14 protein-coding genes and 1 tRNA gene are annotated in these 17,023 nt (G+C 30.8%); 5 read left to right on the forward strand and 10 right to left on the reverse strand.

Annotated elements, in window-relative coordinates; genetic code table 11:
• Position 1: 1 nt before the first annotated feature.
• From ABD715_RS04820 to ABD715_RS04850, 7 genes are all read right to left on the reverse strand, one after another.
• Positions 2–196 carry a hypothetical protein gene (locus tag ABD715_RS04820; RefSeq protein ID WP_344786968.1) on the reverse strand — a complete coding sequence of 65 codons (195 nt, stop codon included), beginning with the start codon at positions 194–196 and terminating at the stop codon, positions 2–4.
• A 4-nt stretch (positions 197–200) separates the two neighbouring features.
• Positions 201–833 (reverse strand): O-methyltransferase, encoded by a 633-nt coding sequence (locus ABD715_RS04825; protein WP_344786970.1) that lies wholly within the window; start codon positions 831–833, stop codon positions 201–203.
• Between the two features lie 495 nt (positions 834–1,328).
• Positions 1,329–2,195 (reverse strand): helix-turn-helix domain-containing protein, encoded by an 867-nt coding sequence (locus ABD715_RS04830; protein ID WP_344786971.1) that lies wholly within the window; start codon positions 2,193–2,195, stop codon positions 1,329–1,331.
• Between the two features lie 161 nt (positions 2,196–2,356).
• A complete protein-coding gene (locus tag ABD715_RS04835) occupies positions 2,357–6,793 on the reverse strand; it encodes a chemotaxis protein CheB (protein ID WP_344786973.1) in 4,437 nt (1,478 codons plus the stop codon).
• Positions 6,794–6,918: 125 nt separating this feature from the next.
• Complete coding sequence (gene nadD, locus ABD715_RS04840; protein WP_344786974.1) at positions 6,919–7,497, reverse strand: nicotinate (nicotinamide) nucleotide adenylyltransferase; 579 nt, start codon at positions 7,495–7,497, stop codon at positions 6,919–6,921.
• 9 nt (positions 7,498–7,506) lie between these two features.
• Complete coding sequence (gmk, locus tag ABD715_RS04845) at positions 7,507–8,097, reverse strand: guanylate kinase (protein ID WP_344786975.1); 591 nt, start codon at positions 8,095–8,097, stop codon at positions 7,507–7,509.
• Between the two features lie 81 nt (positions 8,098–8,178).
• The gene (locus ABD715_RS04850; RefSeq protein WP_344786976.1) at positions 8,179–9,039 is read right to left on the reverse strand and encodes a YicC/YloC family endoribonuclease; all 861 of its coding nucleotides are present in this window, start codon (positions 9,037–9,039) and stop codon (positions 8,179–8,181) included.
• Positions 9,040–9,203: 164 nt separating this feature from the next.
• Between ABD715_RS04850 and ABD715_RS04855 the strand changes: the two genes are divergently transcribed.
• Positions 9,204–10,316: a formylglycine-generating enzyme family protein gene (locus ABD715_RS04855; RefSeq protein WP_344786977.1), complete on the forward strand. Its 1,113-nt coding sequence runs from the start codon at positions 9,204–9,206 to the stop codon at positions 10,314–10,316.
• A 98-nt stretch (positions 10,317–10,414) separates the two neighbouring features.
• On the opposite strand, the gene ABD715_RS04860 is transcribed toward ABD715_RS04855, so the two are convergent.
• Positions 10,415–11,368 carry a 3-keto-disaccharide hydrolase gene (locus ABD715_RS04860; protein WP_344786978.1) on the reverse strand — a complete coding sequence of 318 codons (954 nt, stop codon included), beginning with the start codon at positions 11,366–11,368 and terminating at the stop codon, positions 10,415–10,417.
• 199 nt (positions 11,369–11,567) lie between these two features.
• Here ABD715_RS04860 and ABD715_RS04865 point away from each other — a divergent pair, with 199 nt between their 5' ends.
• Positions 11,568–12,431: an AraC family transcriptional regulator gene (locus tag ABD715_RS04865; protein ID WP_344786979.1), complete on the forward strand. Its 864-nt coding sequence runs from the start codon at positions 11,568–11,570 to the stop codon at positions 12,429–12,431.
• Positions 12,432–12,525: 94 nt separating this feature from the next.
• Here the strand turns inward: ABD715_RS04865 and ABD715_RS04870 are convergent, their stop codons facing one another.
• Positions 12,526–14,088, reverse strand: coding sequence for a sulfatase family protein (locus ABD715_RS04870; protein WP_344786980.1), 1,563 nt, complete (start codon positions 14,086–14,088; stop codon positions 12,526–12,528).
• 263 nt (positions 14,089–14,351) lie between these two features.
• Positions 14,352–14,431, reverse strand: a tRNA-Leu gene (locus tag ABD715_RS04875).
• A gap of 146 nt (positions 14,432–14,577) precedes the next feature.
• Here ABD715_RS04875 and ABD715_RS04880 point away from each other — a divergent pair.
• The 3 genes from ABD715_RS04880 to pth all read left to right on the forward strand — a co-directional run bounded on the left by ABD715_RS04880 (position 14,578) and on the right by pth (position 17,020).
• On the forward strand, positions 14,578–15,519 hold the full coding sequence (locus tag ABD715_RS04880) for a ribose-phosphate pyrophosphokinase (RefSeq protein ID WP_344786981.1): 942 nt from the start codon (positions 14,578–14,580) through the stop codon (positions 15,517–15,519).
• Positions 15,520–15,617: 98 nt separating this feature from the next.
• On the forward strand, positions 15,618–16,238 hold the full coding sequence (locus ABD715_RS04885; protein WP_344786983.1) for a 50S ribosomal protein L25/general stress protein Ctc: 621 nt from the start codon (positions 15,618–15,620) through the stop codon (positions 16,236–16,238).
• A 149-nt stretch (positions 16,239–16,387) separates the two neighbouring features.
• A complete protein-coding gene (pth, locus tag ABD715_RS04890) occupies positions 16,388–17,020 on the forward strand; it encodes an aminoacyl-tRNA hydrolase (protein ID WP_344786984.1) in 633 nt (210 codons plus the stop codon).
• Positions 17,021–17,023: the final 3 nt, after the last annotated feature.

Raw genomic sequence — 17,023 nt, forward strand, 5'->3', positions numbered from 1 at the left:
TTTAGTTTAATTTTAGTTCTTCTAATTCCTTTTCTAAAGCTTCAGCCTTTTCTTTAAACTTTTGCATTGCATTTTTAAGTTGCCCCACTTTTTTTAACAATTCCTCATCTTGAAGTGCTTGGTAAGTTGTTACTCCACTTATCTCTTTTATTTTAGATTTTCCGCCACATGTTGGGCATCTTGCTACTTGACTCATAATACTACTTTGTTACTATTAAAGCTACTTTACCTCCAAACTTGGGTAGTAGCTTATATTTTCCTGTTGCTTTAATTATTTTTAAAAATGTTTGAGATTCCAACATATCTGCATTATCTACATAAACTATAGTTTTACTGCTAAAATTATGCTCTAGCATTTTAAATAATGGCAAATACAAATTTTTCCAACCATCTAACACCAACAAATCTATTGGTGCGTTATAATTTTTTAAAGTCTCTATGGCATGACCCGTTTTAACCTGGATAAGGTTATTAACACCTGCTTTTTTAAAATTAACTATTGCTCTTTTTACTTTAGACTCTATTAGCTCTGTGGTAACAATATGACCACCTGTATTTAAAACACCTTGAGCTAAAAACAATGTAGATATACCAAACGAAGTACCAAACTCTACAATATTTTTTAAATTATTATCTCTAATAAGCTCTACTAAATACTCCCCTTGTTTTTTTGATATTGATAAATAAACATCTTTAAAATCTTTAGGTGTAATAGATGTTTCGGCTCTGTTTACAAAAAGCTCGTTTACAATATCTCTATCGTTTTTAGAATCGTTAAATAACTGATTTAAAACCAAATTTATTTGGTTAATTTCAATTTGTTGTACTACCATACTACTTAAACCTATTATACCTTGCAAAGGTGGAACTATTCATCTTTTAAAAAATTATCAAAATGAGGTTTAAAATGGTAAATGTGTACCTTCATTTATTATGTGTAATAAATTTGATTTGACAACCACTTTACTAACCACATCAAAATAAAATTTAATTCTAACTTTGCTTTTTTAGATGATCTATAATTCCGCTTTTAAAAACTGTTATTAAAGGTCTTTCTTGCTTGTTTTAGTAACCTAGTATTATAGAAGTATGCACCATCATTTTTTCGAAATCGAACACTATAGTTAAATAATTTTTTATAACCGTTTCATGCCAATTAACTAAATTAAAGATGGTCTCCAATTTTACGAAACTTATAAAGGTATATTGCTATTTCTTTTTCCTTTTCTAGAACCTGTAAGCCATTGGTATTTTGCCTTACCATCGTTAAATTCCATATGGATTGCGCTACCACTTTGATACAGAAAATGGTAAATTTGAGAATAAAGCTATTGCAACTCTATTTTAAATTGTTTAGGCGTGGTACCCGTATGCTTTTTAAAAAATTTAGTAAAGTTTGTTACCTCATCAAAACCAATGGCAAAGCCTATTTCTTTTAGGCTGTGGTTAGAGCTTGCCATTGCTCTTTTTGTTTCTAGAATTACAAAATTATCTATAAAATGTTTGGCTGTATTTAAAGTAAACTCTTTAACTACACTATTTAAAAGTTTAGTAGATATAAATAACATACTAGCATAATCTTTTACATTTCTTGTTTTAGTATAATTAGACTCTACCAAGTTTTTAAATTGAATAAACAAATTATAATTTTTAGAATTATTGTTTTGAAAATTACTCGTGTTAGTTTTTCTTTCTAATCTTAGCAAATACAAATCTAATAGTGCAGCTACAATATTTTTTTGGGCATAGACATTTTCTGTTTTAACCTCTTCTAAAAGTTGACTTAACATAGCTTCGTTACCCGCTTTATTATTAGAAATTGGCGATGTTATATGATAATTATATAAATGAGAAATTATATTTATTGATGATTTAGAAAAATAATTTAGTACAAAATCTTCTGTAAAAACAATTAAAAAACCTTCGTATTTAGCTTTTTTTTGAAACGCATGTATTTGTCCTTTTGCTATTTTAAGAACCGTTCCCTCCTCTAAGTTATATTCTTTTAAATCAATTTGATGTGTCCCTTCCCCTTTAGTAACAATAAGCAAAGCAAAAAAAGAAATTCTGTGAGGCGCAGTTGGATCATGATCTTTAATTGCATTTAACCGTATAAATAATTTAGATAGATTTAATAACTCAAAATCTTTTGTCTGATTTTCGCTTTGAAATGATATATTGGGTATATTTTTCAAATTATTAATTTCTATTTAATTGATTTTGATTAGTTTTTAAATACTACATACGACTTTAAACGAAGTTAATTTAAATTGTTTATAACGACAAGTTGCTACTATGCCATTAAATAAAAAACCAACCTAAAGCGGTTGGTTTTTTATTCTTTACTTATAAACTTTTAATCAATCCATTTATCAAGAATTTCGTACAACTCTTCTTTTATTACAGGTTTAGAAAGAAAACCTACACAACCTCTTTTAAAACAATTTTCTCGCTCTTCTGGCATAGCATAAGCTGTTTGCATAATAATTTTTACATCTGGATTTATCTCTAACAATCTATCCATAGCTTCGAGGCCATTCATTTCTGGCATCCTTATATCAAGTAATACAACATCTATATTAGAATGGTTTTGATATAGATTTATAGCAGATTTTCCTGTATTTGCAAAAAGAACATTGGCTCCAGTCTTTTTTAGTACTATTTTAAATAACAACTGTATTAAAGTATCGTCTTCTGCAATTAAAATAGTTTTATCTTTTAAAAAATTTTTACCTGCAAATACCTTATTATTTCGTTTTACATTTTTAAGTTTTGTTAATTTTAAAGGAATTGTAAACTCAAAACATGTGCCTTTTTTTAATTGAGATGACACCGTAATATAGCCTCCAAGTAATGTTACAATACCCTTACAAATAGAAAGTCCCAAGCCTGTACCACCATACTTAGCATTGTTTTCGTAATTAACCTGTTTAAAACGCTCAAATATTTCTTTTTGTTTATTTTTAGGAATCCCCATACCCTGATCTTTCACAAAAAATTTAAGGTTATCGTGTTCTATTGTATAACCAAAAGAAATTACTCCTTTCTCAGAAAACTTTAACGCATTGTTTAGTAAATTAGAAATTACTTGCTGTAATCGCTGACTATCTGTAATAATTACCAAATCTTTATGTGCTTCTGGTATTTCTGCTTTTATAGTAACTTGTTCTTTATTTTTAGCTTTCTTTAATTGGTTGTATGTAATTTCTAAATTATTTATAAGGTTAGAAATATGACAATCCTTATAAATCATTTTTATTTCGTTAGACTCTATTTTGGCAACGTCTATTATATCATCAATTAAATTTAACAATTGTTTAGAGCTTCCGTCAATAATTTCTAAATACTTAATTCGTTCTTCTTTAGATAAATCGTCGTTTCTTAAAAGCTCAGAAAAACCTATAACACCATTCATAGGTGTTCTTATTTCATGGCTCATATTAGCCAAAAAGTAATTTTTATGAATATTTGCTATTTCTGCTTCCTTTTTAGCTTTAATAAGCTCTTCTTCGTATCGTTTTTTTTGTGTTACATCTTGTACTGCACCTTTTAAAGCTATAATATTTCCATTTGCATCTTTTACAGCTTCTCCCATAGTATTAAGCCAACCTTTCTCTCCATTTTTCCTAACCATTTCTAATACCAAATCGTAAGGCTCTCCTGTTTTTCCAGCAGTTTCTACAGCCTTAGATAGTAGGCCCCAACTATCTTTTGTAAACAATTTTTCATGTTCTGGATAATCTGGTACAGGCTTAGTGTGGTCAAAACCATAAATTTTATACAACTCTTTTGTCCATCTTACTTTACTAGAATGTATATCAAAATACCAACTGCCCACATGAGTTATTTCTTGAGCCCGAGTAAGTTCTGCCTGACTTGCAACCAGAGCTTGCTCTTTATTTTTTAGCTCTGTAACATCTGCAAATGTAGCTGCAAACTCGCCCTTAGCTGGCGAAAACAAGTTAACTTGATAGTGCTTGCCATCTTTAGTCACGTATTCTTTTATAGACTGTTCTTTTCCAGAAATTGCAGTTTCGCCAAAAGTAGAAATCCAATCTGTTGGATCGTCATTTATATACGGTAAAACATCTAACAATCTATAATTTACAAATTCTTTACTTTTTAAACCTATAAGCTTTTCGTAAGCCGGGTTAGCATCAATATAAACCCAATCTATAGGAGCGCCTTCATTATCCGTAATTATTTCGCCATGCATAAAACCTTCATTTAGGTGTAGAAATAAATTTTTATATCTTATCTCAGAGGTTTTAAGCTCGCGCTCTGTATCTTTTAGTTTATTTATGTTATTTAAAGTTATTACCAAACCATTTATTATTTTGTCTGCAGTAATAAATGGGCTAACTCTAAATAGATAATAATTACCATTTTTATCGCGTAATTGCTTTTCTATAGTAACAAGTTTTTCTAAAACCAACTTAGAGTCTTCAAGAATGGTTATTCTAGTTTCTTCGTTAAAATTTGATGTAAAACTGGAAATTGGTCTACCATAATCTGATTCGTGCAAATTAAAAATATCTTTAAGAGCAGGAGTAAATTTTCTAATTTGTAAGTCTGTATCTAAAAACAGCGTAGCAATTTCTGTGTTATCTAGTAAATTAGTTACATCATTACTTAGGTTGGTAAGCTCTTTATTTTTTTCTTGCATTTCTGAGTTTACCGTATACAATTCTTCGTTTACAGACTGAAGCTCTTCGTTGGTACTCTGAAGTTCTTCATTTGATGCCATTAACTCTTCGTTAGACGATTGTAACTCTTCGTTGCTCGTTTCTAATTCTTCAATTACATTTTGTAATTCTGTTTTAACAAATTTAAGTTCGTTCTCTAAATCTTCTAATCTCTGGTTTGAAACCTCATTAATATCTATATTTTTTACAACAATTGAGTTACTATCTTCTATAACTCTATCGTTTGTAAATTCAATTAAATAACAACCATTTAAATTATCGTCTATATTTGGTTTATGAAACTTTAAATCGAACGAAAAACTTTCGGTTTCCGTTTTATTTTCAATATCTTTAATAATAACATCCTGACTTTCGGTTTCAAGTCTTCTAACACCGCTTCGTATAAGCCTAGCAATATCTGGATTTACAATTTTTAATAAATTATTCTGAAAAACACCTTCGCTATGCGACAAACGTTTACCTGCGTCTCCTTTAATAAAAAGGATATTAAAATTTTTATCGATAAATATTGATGCAGGACTAAACTTTTTACTTAAATACTTATGAAATATTAGTTCTGGACTTTCTTTTGTCCTTAAATGAGGCGATTTTATATTAGCTATTGGCGCTTTATAAATTATTGTAGAAACACGCTCTAAAGAATTAGTTTGAGATGGTATTCTTGTTGTTTTTGTAATATTCTGAAATACCTTCCACTTTACATCTATTGGTTTAAAATATTTAGCTGCTACCCCTAAAGACTCGCTATTGCCCAGAAACAAATAAGCAAACTTGTTTAAGGCAAATTGAAAGTTTAGTATTATTTTTTTTTGAATATTGTTCTCAAAATAAATAAGTAGATTTCTACACGAAATAAGATCCATTCTAATAAAAGGTGGGTCTTTAATTAAGTTATGATGCGAGAAAACTATTTTATCTCTAATACGCTTTATAATTTGTATTTTATCTCCAATTTTTAAAAAATACTTATCTAAATACTTCTTTTCTATTTCGTTAATAATATTTACGCTATACAACCCAGAACCAGCAATAGATAACGCTTTAGGATCTATATCTGTTGCAAATATTTTAAAATCTAAGTTTAATTTATGTACCTTAATATAATCGTCTATTAAAACCGCAATAGAATACACCTCTTCTCCAGTAGAGCAGCCTGGCACCCAAACCCTAATAGTTTCTGAGTTTCTTTTAGACTCGCATAATGCAGGTACAACATCTGTTTTTAAGATAGAAAATGCTTCTGTGTCTCTAAAAAAACGTGTAACTCCAATTAAAAAGTCTTCTTTTAAAGCTTGCTTTTCTTCTACGTTACTAGATAAAAAGGTAACATAATCAAACAAATGATCTATGTTATTTATGCTCATACGTTTTTCTAACCTACGTATAAGAGTGTTTTTTTTATATTCTCTAAAATCTATATCTGAAAACTTAAAAATAATTGTAAATACATTATTTAATAAGGTTTCTTCAGATATGGTTGAATCTAAATTTTTGTCTGTTAACAATAGCCTCTCGTTTGGGGTTTTACAAAATATTTCTGCGATTTTTTCGGGTCTTAATATATAGTCTGCCAAATTCGTCATTATAGCAGAGTTTGGCATGCCATCAAACTGTGCCGAAACTGGTTCTTGCACTACAATAGTGCCTCCTCCTTCTTTTATAGAGTATAAACCTCTAGATCCATCAGATCCTGTTCCAGATAAAACAATTCCAATAGCTCTTTCCCCATGCTCCTCTCCTAATGTGTGAAAAAATATATCTATGGGTAGATTTAGGTTGTGCTTAGGCCCTTTATCTAAAAGGTATAATTTATTGCCTTTTATATGTAAATTTTTATTTCGATGATTTAAATAAATACAATTTGGCTCTATAACCTGCTTATCTTCAGTTTTATAAATAGGCATAGATGTATGCTTACTAAGCAATTCGGGCATTAAGCTTTTAAAATCAGGTGAGAGGTGTTGAATGATTATAAATGCCATCCCGGTGTTGTTAGGCACGTGATCGAACAGGGTTTGTATAGCGTCTAAACCTCCTGCAGAAGCACCAATACCAACAACATACAAGTTGGAATTTTCACTTTTCATTTAGAATTATTAATTATATAAAAATATAAAAGAAAATGGATATTAACATATAAAAAGAAAATTCTTTCACAGAATTAACCATAAACTTACATTTAACCCTAATTTATTAAGGAATCGTTTAAAAACTACCTATAAAAATTCATAATATCCAAGTACTCCCAAACATGTTCTGGCAGCATTGGTTTTATGTTTATACCTTGTTTTATACTATTACGTATATATGTTGAAGACAACTCCATAATTGGAGCGTTAACTTTATGTATTTTTTTATGTTCATCAAATTGCGTTTCAATATGTCCGCCAGAAATTCTAGGATAAACATAAATATGATGATTTTCTAGAATAACCTCATAGTTTTTCCATTTATGAAATCCTTTTAAATTGTCTTCGCCCATAATTAACGAAAACTCTTTATTAGGATACTTTTCTTGTAAATAAGCTAATGTATTTACCGTATAATTTGGTTGTGGCAAGTTAAACTCTATATCGCTAGGTTTTAATTTAGAATACTCTTTTGTAGCAAGGTAGACCAGTTCTAAACGCTGATGATTGTCTAATAAACTAGATTTCTTTTTAAACGGATTATGCGGTGTTACTACAAACCAAATTTGATCTAAATCGCTATGCTCAGCCATATAATTGGCTATAACAAGATGACCGATATGAATGGGATTAAAAGAACCAAAATACAGACCAATTTTCATGTTTAGTTTTTAAGAATTTAAAAAATCTCTAACCTTACCTTCTGCTTCTACAAGTGCTTTATCTAACGTATCGTTAACAATAATAGTATCAAACAAAGGTGCAGTTGCTAGCTCTGCTGATGCCTTTGCAACTCGCATGTTTATTTTATCATCGGTTTCTGTTTTTCGTTTTTTTAGTCTAATTTTTAGTTCGTCTACACTTGGTGGCTTTACAAAAATTGCTAAGGTTTGGTCTGGAAACTTTCGCTTTATGCGCAACCCGCCAGAAACATCAATATCAAAAATAACCGTTTTACCTTTTGCCCAAATACGTTCTACTTCGGTTTTTAATGTTCCGTAAAAATTATCGCGATATACCTCTTCCCACTCAAGAAATTCGTCGCCTTTAATTTTATTTTTAAACTCCTTAGTCGATAAAAAATAATAATCTTTTGCATCTACTTCTGCCCCTCGTTTCTCTCGAGATGTTGCAGATATAGAAAATTCTAAATTCAAATTTTCTACACCTAATAAATGTTTTACTATGGTTGTTTTTCCAGATCCGGATGGTGCTGAAAACACAATTAATTTACCTTCCTGTTTGCTATTTTGTTCTGCCAAGACTTTTGTTTTTTATACACTTAGAAATTCCACCAGTGCGACACTATTTATTTTAACCTTTTATAACACTTTACTGTTTGTTTAAAGAACATTTAATAATTGTTCCTTAATTTTTTCTAACTCATCTTTCATTTGCACTACCAATTGCTGCATTGGGGCATAATTACTTTTAGAGCCAATAGTGTTAATTTCTCGTCCCATTTCTTGCCCTATAAACCCTAATTTTTTTCCGTTAGAATCTTTAGAATTTAATGTTTCTATAAAATAATTTAAATGATTTTTTAAGCGTACTTTTTCTTCGGTAATATCAAATTTCTCAATATAATACACCAATTCTTGCTCAAATCTGTTTTCATCGTATTTCTCTTTTAAATCGGCAACGCCTTTATTTAAACGCTCTCTAACAGCTTCAATACGCTCTGGGTCTATAGCAATAACCTGCTCTAAAATCTCAGAAATAGCAGCAACTCTTTTATTAAAATCGACTTCTAAAACCTTGCCTTCATTTAATCTGTAGTTATTAATAAAATCTACCGCTTTATTTATCTCATCTGCTATAGCTTTCCATTCATTTTCATCAATTTCTTCTCTAACAGTATTTAAGGCATCTGGAAATCTAACTGCCATTTTAAGCAATTCTATTTCGCTACTACCCTCTACTACATTTTTTAACTGACTAATATATTGTTTTACAACAGGGGTATTAATTTGTGTAGACGTATCTTCGGCAGTGGTTTCTACAAAAATTGAAAAATCTACTTTACCGCGTACCAGTTTTTCTGCAAGAAGTTTACGAATCCCTAATTCTTTTTCTCTATAAATAGAAGGCATTCGTGCGTTTAAATCTAAATTTTTACTGTTAAGAGATTTAAGCTCTATTGTTATTTTTTTAGTTGGTAATTGCAATACAGATTTTCCATAACCCGTCATTGAATGTATCATATACAAATATATTAAGTTGCGCAAAGGTAATTAAAACCAATAGGATAGAAAACAGTTAATTTATAAGCTTTTAAACTATGTATAGATTTTGTAGATATGTAATAGTGACTAAGAACATGAGATTACAAAAAATTATAAATACATTTGCTAACAAACTATATTAAATGAAACATAACATATTACTAATAGCTTCGTGTGTTGGGCTTTTAACTTTTACAGGTTGTAAAAACGAAACATCTAAAACCATAGAAAAAACAACAACAGAAACTAAAACAGAAATAAACACTGTAAACCAAGATAAAAACACCAAAATGAAAGCGCCAGATGGCATGATTTGGATTCCTGCTGGGTCTTTTCAGCAAGGTGCTGTGCCTCAAGATAAAACTGCTATGGCGCACGAAAAGCCACAACACCCTGTAAGTGTAAATGGCTTTTTTATGGACATTACCGAGGTTACTAACGCTCAGTTTAAAAAATTTACAGAAGAAACAGGTTACATAACTATAGCCGAGCGCCCTATAAATTGGGAAGAAATGAAAAAACAACTTCCAGAAGGGACTCCAAAACCCCACGACTCTATTTTACAACCAGGATCTTTATTATTTAAAAAAACAAAATCTTCGCTACCTAACTTATACGATTTTTCGCAATGGTGGGAATGGTCTATTGGTGTAAATTGGAGACACCCTAGTGGCCCAAACACAAACATAGAAGGTAAAGATAACTATCCTGTTGTACACGTATCTTACCAAGACGCTCAAGCATATTGCGAATGGGCAGGAAGACGTTTGCCTACAGAAGCTGAATGGGAATACGCTTCTAGAGGCACAAGTAAAAACACTATTTACTCATGGGGAGACGACATTACAGAATTATCTAAAAATGTAAATAGTTGGGAAGGAGAATTTCCTGTTAACAATACCGTAGAAGATGGTTTTGAAAGAAGCGCACCTGTTAAAACATACCCTCAAAATAGTTTTGGACTGTACGAAATGGCTGGTAATGTTTGGGAAATTACTAGCGATTTATACAATTTAAAATATTATGAAGAATTAGCTGCTTCTGGCAAACCAACCATTAACCCTACAGGAGCAAAAGTGGCTTATAACCCTAACAACCCCTATTTAGAAGAAATTATAATTAAAGGCGGTTCGTTTTTATGTAGCGATAGTTATTGCGCTAGTTATAGAGTATCTTCTAGAATGGGCTCTAGCAAAGATTCATCGTCTGAGCATGTTGGATTTAGAACCGTTGCTACACCAGATATGTTAAAGTAAATTACGCCAAAGAACTTTTAACAAAAAAAAAGGCAAAATAAAAAAGAGATAAGTTAACAGCATGTAACTTATCTCTTTTTTATTTTAAGTAATTAATTTTAATATATACAAGTTTCTGGCTTATTCTTTACATAATAAGACTTGTAGTTTTTGGCTTTTTTATCCATACAACCACAAAGATCTAAAAGATTTATATTCTTAAAATCTATAGGGTGACTTTCTGCTTGTAACGCAATGTAGCCCTCTGTAATAACCTCTCCAGCTTTTTTGCTCCACGCCTCTTTTGTTTTTGGCATTCCCCATTTATCCCAATTTTCGCCTTTATATTGCTTATTAGGTTCTGTTGCTCCAACTTGAGGTAGTTTAAAACTAAGAACCGTATCTTTTTCTACTATAAACGTCATAGATTCTCCACCCATAACAATAGCTTCAGCATGCACCCACTGATCGCCAAAATAAGTTTTAGAATTTGACGAAATACAGTGTTTATAGTTTAAAGTATCTCCCATAACAACCGCTGTACCTGGTGTACAAACATTTGCTGTTGTACGCTCTTTATTATCATTTAAACCTCCTAAAAGTTGAAACTCTACAGATACTGGAAAATTTTGATTATACTCGTTACTTGCTGCAGATTGTGAATGTAACATTACACCACTGTTTCTTACATTCCAGTGCGAACCGCCTGGTATTTGATTTCCTGTAAACCTATAATCAAAACTAAGTTTGTAATACGAAAATGGTGTTTTATAATAAAGGTGACCAAACTTATCTTCAAAATTCTCATAATTATCATAAGTTATTCTTAGCATGCTATCTTCCACAACAAAGGTTTCTTTATAATTATCATTTATATCTAACCCAGTTATTTTAATATCCCAACCTGTTAAATCTTTTCCGTTAAAAAGAGCAATCCAATCTTCTTTTTCTACAAACTTATTTTCTGCTTTTTTATCAAATTTACAACTCCATACACAAAGTATAATTATTAAAGCTAAAATTGAAGTAGGTTGATATTTTGTTTTAAACTTAAAAGTTAAGGGTTTTGACATAATGGGTTTTATTTTAAATTAATTTGTATACCAATTAAAAGGTAATTTAAACGGAATAAATATAGCATTTATAAATTTGTTAACGATTTTGATAAAACTCTTTTATTTCGTTAGAAAAAAAATGGTTATAATTGTTACGCTATAGCTATTTAAAATGGTAACTTTATAATGTAAACCTACGGTAAAACTAAATTAAACTTTGGAACTTAAATATCTCCCATTAGAAAAATCTGAATCTGAATCGTTTTATATTAAACGTAAAAAAGTACCATACTTTGGCGATAATTGGCATTATCACGAAGAGCACGAACTTATGTTTACTATTAAAGGAGAAGGTGTAAGAATAGTTGGAGATAACATGGACCATTTTAAAGACCATGAATTGGTAATGATAGGAGGAGGCTTACCACACTTATTTAAAAATGAGTTAAAAGAAAAAGGATCGGCAGCCGATTTTATAGTTATAAAGTTTAAAGATTTATTTGAAAACCAGTCGTTTTTTTCGCTTCCCGAATTTTCAAAAATTAATGAGTTTATTCAAAATTCTAAGCGAGGTATTCTTTTTTCTAAAAAAACCGGAAAACGATTAAAAAAGAAACTTATAAAGTTCTCTAAAAGTGAAGGCGCCGAAAAAATAATTCTTTTTACAACTATTTTTAAAATACTATCCGAAGAAAAAAAATACAAATACTTATCTAGCGAAGGTTTTGAGCTAAAAACATCTAGCAAAGGCGAAGACAGAATACAAAAAGTTATTAATTACATTGGCGAAAACTATGTAAAAGACATCTCGCTAGAAGATTTAGCCAAAATAGCGCACATGACAACAAACTCTTTTTGTCGTTATTTTAAAAGCAGAACAGGAAAAACACCGTTTCAGTTTATAAGAGAGTTTAGAGTTAACAAAGCATGCCAAATGCTAATTAATGGCGAAAAAAGCATATCGCAAATATGTTACGACACAGGCTTTAACTCCTTTTCTAGTTTTAATAGAATATTTAAAAAATTAAAAAAAATATCGGCTAGCGAATACAAAAACAAATACATTAAGCTAAAATCTTAACTCTATTAAAACATAAAATCTAAACTATTTTATAAAAAAAATCGGGTATACTTTAAAGTATACCCGATTTTTTTTTTATAAACTAAAACTAAATTTATTTCAACTCTATTTTAGCTATTTTTTTATAACCTTCTCCTCGAATAGCTTCAAACTTTGTAAGCATATCTTGAAGTTTTTCTTTATTAGTCTCGGCTAAATTATTTTGCTGAGATATGTCTTCCTTTAAATTATACAGTTGAAAATTTTTGGCATTTCCTATCTCGATTTGCACATCTTTTAAAACTGCAGGGCCTTGGTAAGGCGGAATCATTACCCAATCTCCTTCTTTATAAGCAGTTCTAGAAGTAGCCTCTATAACTAAACTTTCTCTGCCTTTATTAGATTTTCCTAAGAAAACATCTAACAATTCCTTACTATCTTCTACCTTAATATCGCTACCAACTAATTTAGATAAAGATGATAATAAATCTAATTGACATACCAACGCATCAGACACAGATGGTTTAATTGTACCTTTCCAATATGTAAAGAAAGGCATACGCGTTCCTGCTTCAAACAAACTATATTTACCACCTCTTAATTTACCTGCTGGTGTATGCTTACCTATTCTTGTATCAGACTCATCAAAATAACCATCATTTAAAACTGGGCCATTATCACTTGTAAATACAATTAACGTATTTTCTAATAAACCTTCTGCTTCTAATGTTTTTACAAACTCACCAATACACCAATCGGCTTCAACAATAACATCGCCTCTTGCCCCTAAACCAGAAGACCCAACAAATCTTGGGTGTGGTGTTCTAGGTACATGTGGTTGTTGCATAGCATAATAAAGAAAGAATGGTTCGTCTTTATGTTTCTTTACATAGTTTTGAGCGCCTTTTAAAAAGTGATCTGCCATGTCTTCATCTTTCCATTTTGCTTTTTCGCCACCTTTCATGTAACCAATACGAGGTATTTCGTTTACAATAGTATTGTTATGTCCGTGGTGCCATTTCATTTTAGTTAACTCTGGATTATCTTTTCCTGTTGGCTGACCTGCAAAATTCTCTTTGTAATTAACCTCTATTGGGTCGTTAGGGTCTAAACCTACAACGTCTCCATTTTCTATATATACTGTTGGTACTCTATCTTGAGTTGCTGCCATGATATAAGAATAATCGAAACCAACTTCGTTTGGTCCTGGGCTAACATGTTCGTTCCAGTTTACAATTCCGGTACCTAAACCAAGGTGCCATTTACCTACAATTCCTGTATGATACCCTTTAGTTTTTAACATTTTAGGTATAGTCATTTGTTCTGTCGAAATAATTAAAGGCGCTGTTCCTGGTAAAATTTTAGCGTTTTTATTTCTCCAGGGATAAACACCTGTAAGTAATGCATATCTACTTGGCGTACAAGTTGCAGACGATGCAAAACCGTTTGTAAAACGAACCCCATTATTGGCTAGTTTATCTAAATTTGGTGTTTTAATTTCTGTAGCACCATTAAAGCCAACATCGCCATAACCTAAATCGTCTACATAAATAACTACAATATTAGGTTTAGTTTGGCTTTCTTCCTTAACCGGCTCTACAGCCTTTGGTTTTTCTTTACAATTTACACTAATAACGAGTACAAGTGCTAGTAAAATGAAATGCTTGATGTTTTTCATGTTTTAGTTGTTTAATTGTTGATTTTTAAGAACTGTAAAATTCTTAGTTAAGTTTTAATTGAATGTAATTGTAAGTTTTTTTTATGTCTTTCTCCATTTAAAAGATGAAAAACAAAGAACCAAATATAATTTATAATTACTTAAATAGCTTAAAATTATAGCAGGAAAATAAGCGTTTTTTTTAATGAGAAGCGTATAATAGAAAGGTTTAAATGTAAAAAATCCACAATACAATTAAATATTAACCGCATTGTGGATTTAAGTACTCAAGGTGGGAATCGAACCCACACTCCGAAGAATCGGATTTTGAATCCGACGTGTCTACCAATTCCACCACTTGAGCATTTACTGGGCAGCAAAAATATATATTTTTTCGAAATTAAACATAAAAATACTCGCCAATATACTTTTTAGATTAAAATAAATGCATAAATTTGCACCTCGTTTAAAATAAGGCACTGTTTAGTGCTATAAAACAACACATTAACTATGCCAATCGTAATTCCTGAAGCTAAAATTTTTGCATGTACTCAAAGTACAGTCCTAGGAGAAAATATTGCCAAAGCATTTGGAACAAAGTTAGGAAATGTAATTACCTCAACTTATAGCGATGGTGAGTTTCAACCATCTTACGAAGAGTCAATTCGTGGAACCAGAATTTTTATTATTGGATCTACTAACCCTGGCCCTCAAAATTTAATGGAAATGCTGTTAATGATAGATGCTGCCAAGCGTGCATCTGCAAGACACATTACAGCTGTTTTACCTTATTTTGGGTGGGCAAGACAAGACAGAAAAGACAAACCAAGAGTGCCTATTGCTGCAAAGCTAGTTGCTAAAATGCTAGAAACAGCAGGAGCTACTAGAATTATAACAATGGATTTGCACGCAGATCAAATTCAAGGCTTTTTCGAAAAACCTGTAGATCACTTATATGGTTCTATTATCTTTTTACCTTATTTAAAAAGTTTAAACTTGCCTAACCTAACCATTGCATCTCCAGATATGGGTGGTTCTAAAAGAGCTTATGCATACTCTAAAGCATTAAAAAGCGACGTTGTAATTTGTTATAAGCAACGTGCTAAAGCTAATGTTATTTCGCATATGGAGCTTATTGGCAATGTAGAAGGTAAAAACGTTGTTTTGGTAGACGATATGGTTGATACTGCTGGAACCTTAACAAAAGCAGCCGATTTAATGATGGAGCGTGGTGCACTTAGTGTTAGAGCTATTTGTACACACCCTGTTTTATCTGGCAAAGCATACGACAACATTAATAACTCTAAATTAGAAGAATTAATTGTTACAGATTCTATTCCAGTAAAACCTTTAAGCGATAAAGTTAAAGTACTTACATGTGCTAACCTTTTTGCAGACATCATGGAAAAAGTACATAACAACCAATCGATAAGTTCGAAATTTGTTATGTAAACAAACGCTAAACTATAAATTTATATTTCAATAAAACGAAACAAAATTAATAAGCAAGGCGAAAAAAGAATATTAATTTAATTTATATATAAACAAAGATGAAATCAATTACAATCGACGGATCTCAAAGAGAAAGCGTAGGCAAAAAAGCAACAAAAGCCTTACGTAATGCTGGTCAGGTTCCTTGCGTATTATACGGAGGAGATAAGCCAGTTCATTTCTCAGCAAAAGAATTAGCATTCTCTAAACTAGTATACACGCCAAATGCGCATACAGTTGTAATTAACTTAGAAAATGGAGATACTTTTAATGCTGTATTACAAGACATCCAATTTCACCCAGTAACAGACAGAATTTTACACGTAGATTTCTATCAGTTATTTGAAGACAAAGAAATTTCTTTAAACATTCCTGTTAACTTAATAGGAAACTCTAGAGGTGTTAAAAATGGTGGTGTTTTAAGAAGACCATACAGAAAATTACGTATTAAAGCACTTCCTGCTAACTTACCAGATTTTATAGAAATAGATATTACTCCATTAAAAATTGGTGATAAAATTACAGTAGGAGAATTAGCTAACGACAAATACAGTATTGCTCACCCAGAAAACTCTGTTGTAGTTCAAGTAAGAACTTCTAGAACAGCAGTTGCTGATGATGATGAAGAAGATGATGCAGAAGGTGCAGAAGCAGCTCCAGCAGAAGCAGCTCAAGAATAAATTTAGCATTAAACTAAATATTAAAAGCATCTCGATTAATTCGAGATGCTTTTTTATTTTTACAAAATAAACAACTACTTTTTTAGCGTTTCCCAAAAAAAGGGGTGAGCAAGTTGGTTAATAAATTAAGACAACCTAAAAATAAATCTATGATTTGGCAATTCGTTTTAAAGTTATTTAAAAAGCAAAATCATAAAGAAGAAGAACAAGATATAATGAAAAAATTTTTAATAGTAGGTCTAGGTAATTTAGGAGCAGAATATGCGGAAACACGTCATAATATTGGATTTAAAGTTTTAGATGAGTTAGCAAAACAAGAAAACCTAAACTTCGAAACTCAAAAACTAGGAGACATTGCAACATACAAACTAAAAGGAAGATCCTTTATTTTACTTAAACCAAATACCTATATGAATTTAAGTGGCAAGGCAGTATTATATTGGTTAACTAAAGAAAAAATTTCGTTAGAAAACCTACTTGTAATTACAGACGACTTAAACTTACCCTTTGGAAGCATACGTGTAAAAACAAAAGGAAGTGATGGTGGACATAATGGTTTAAAAGACATTCAAGTTAAACTTAACACCAACAAATACAATAGATTTAGATTTGGAATAAGCGATGCATTTACTAAAGGCAGACAAGTAGATTACGTATTAGGCGAATGGACTCAAGAAGAAAACAGCCTACTTAAAGAAAGGCTAGATCAAAGTGTAAAAATTATAAAATCTTTTGGATTAGCTGGCATTAACAACACCATGAACACTTTTAATGGTAAGTAAAAA

The organism is Postechiella marina, from assembly GCF_039538365.1.
In the GTDB taxonomy this organism is placed as follows: domain Bacteria; phylum Bacteroidota; class Bacteroidia; order Flavobacteriales; family Flavobacteriaceae; genus Postechiella; species Postechiella marina.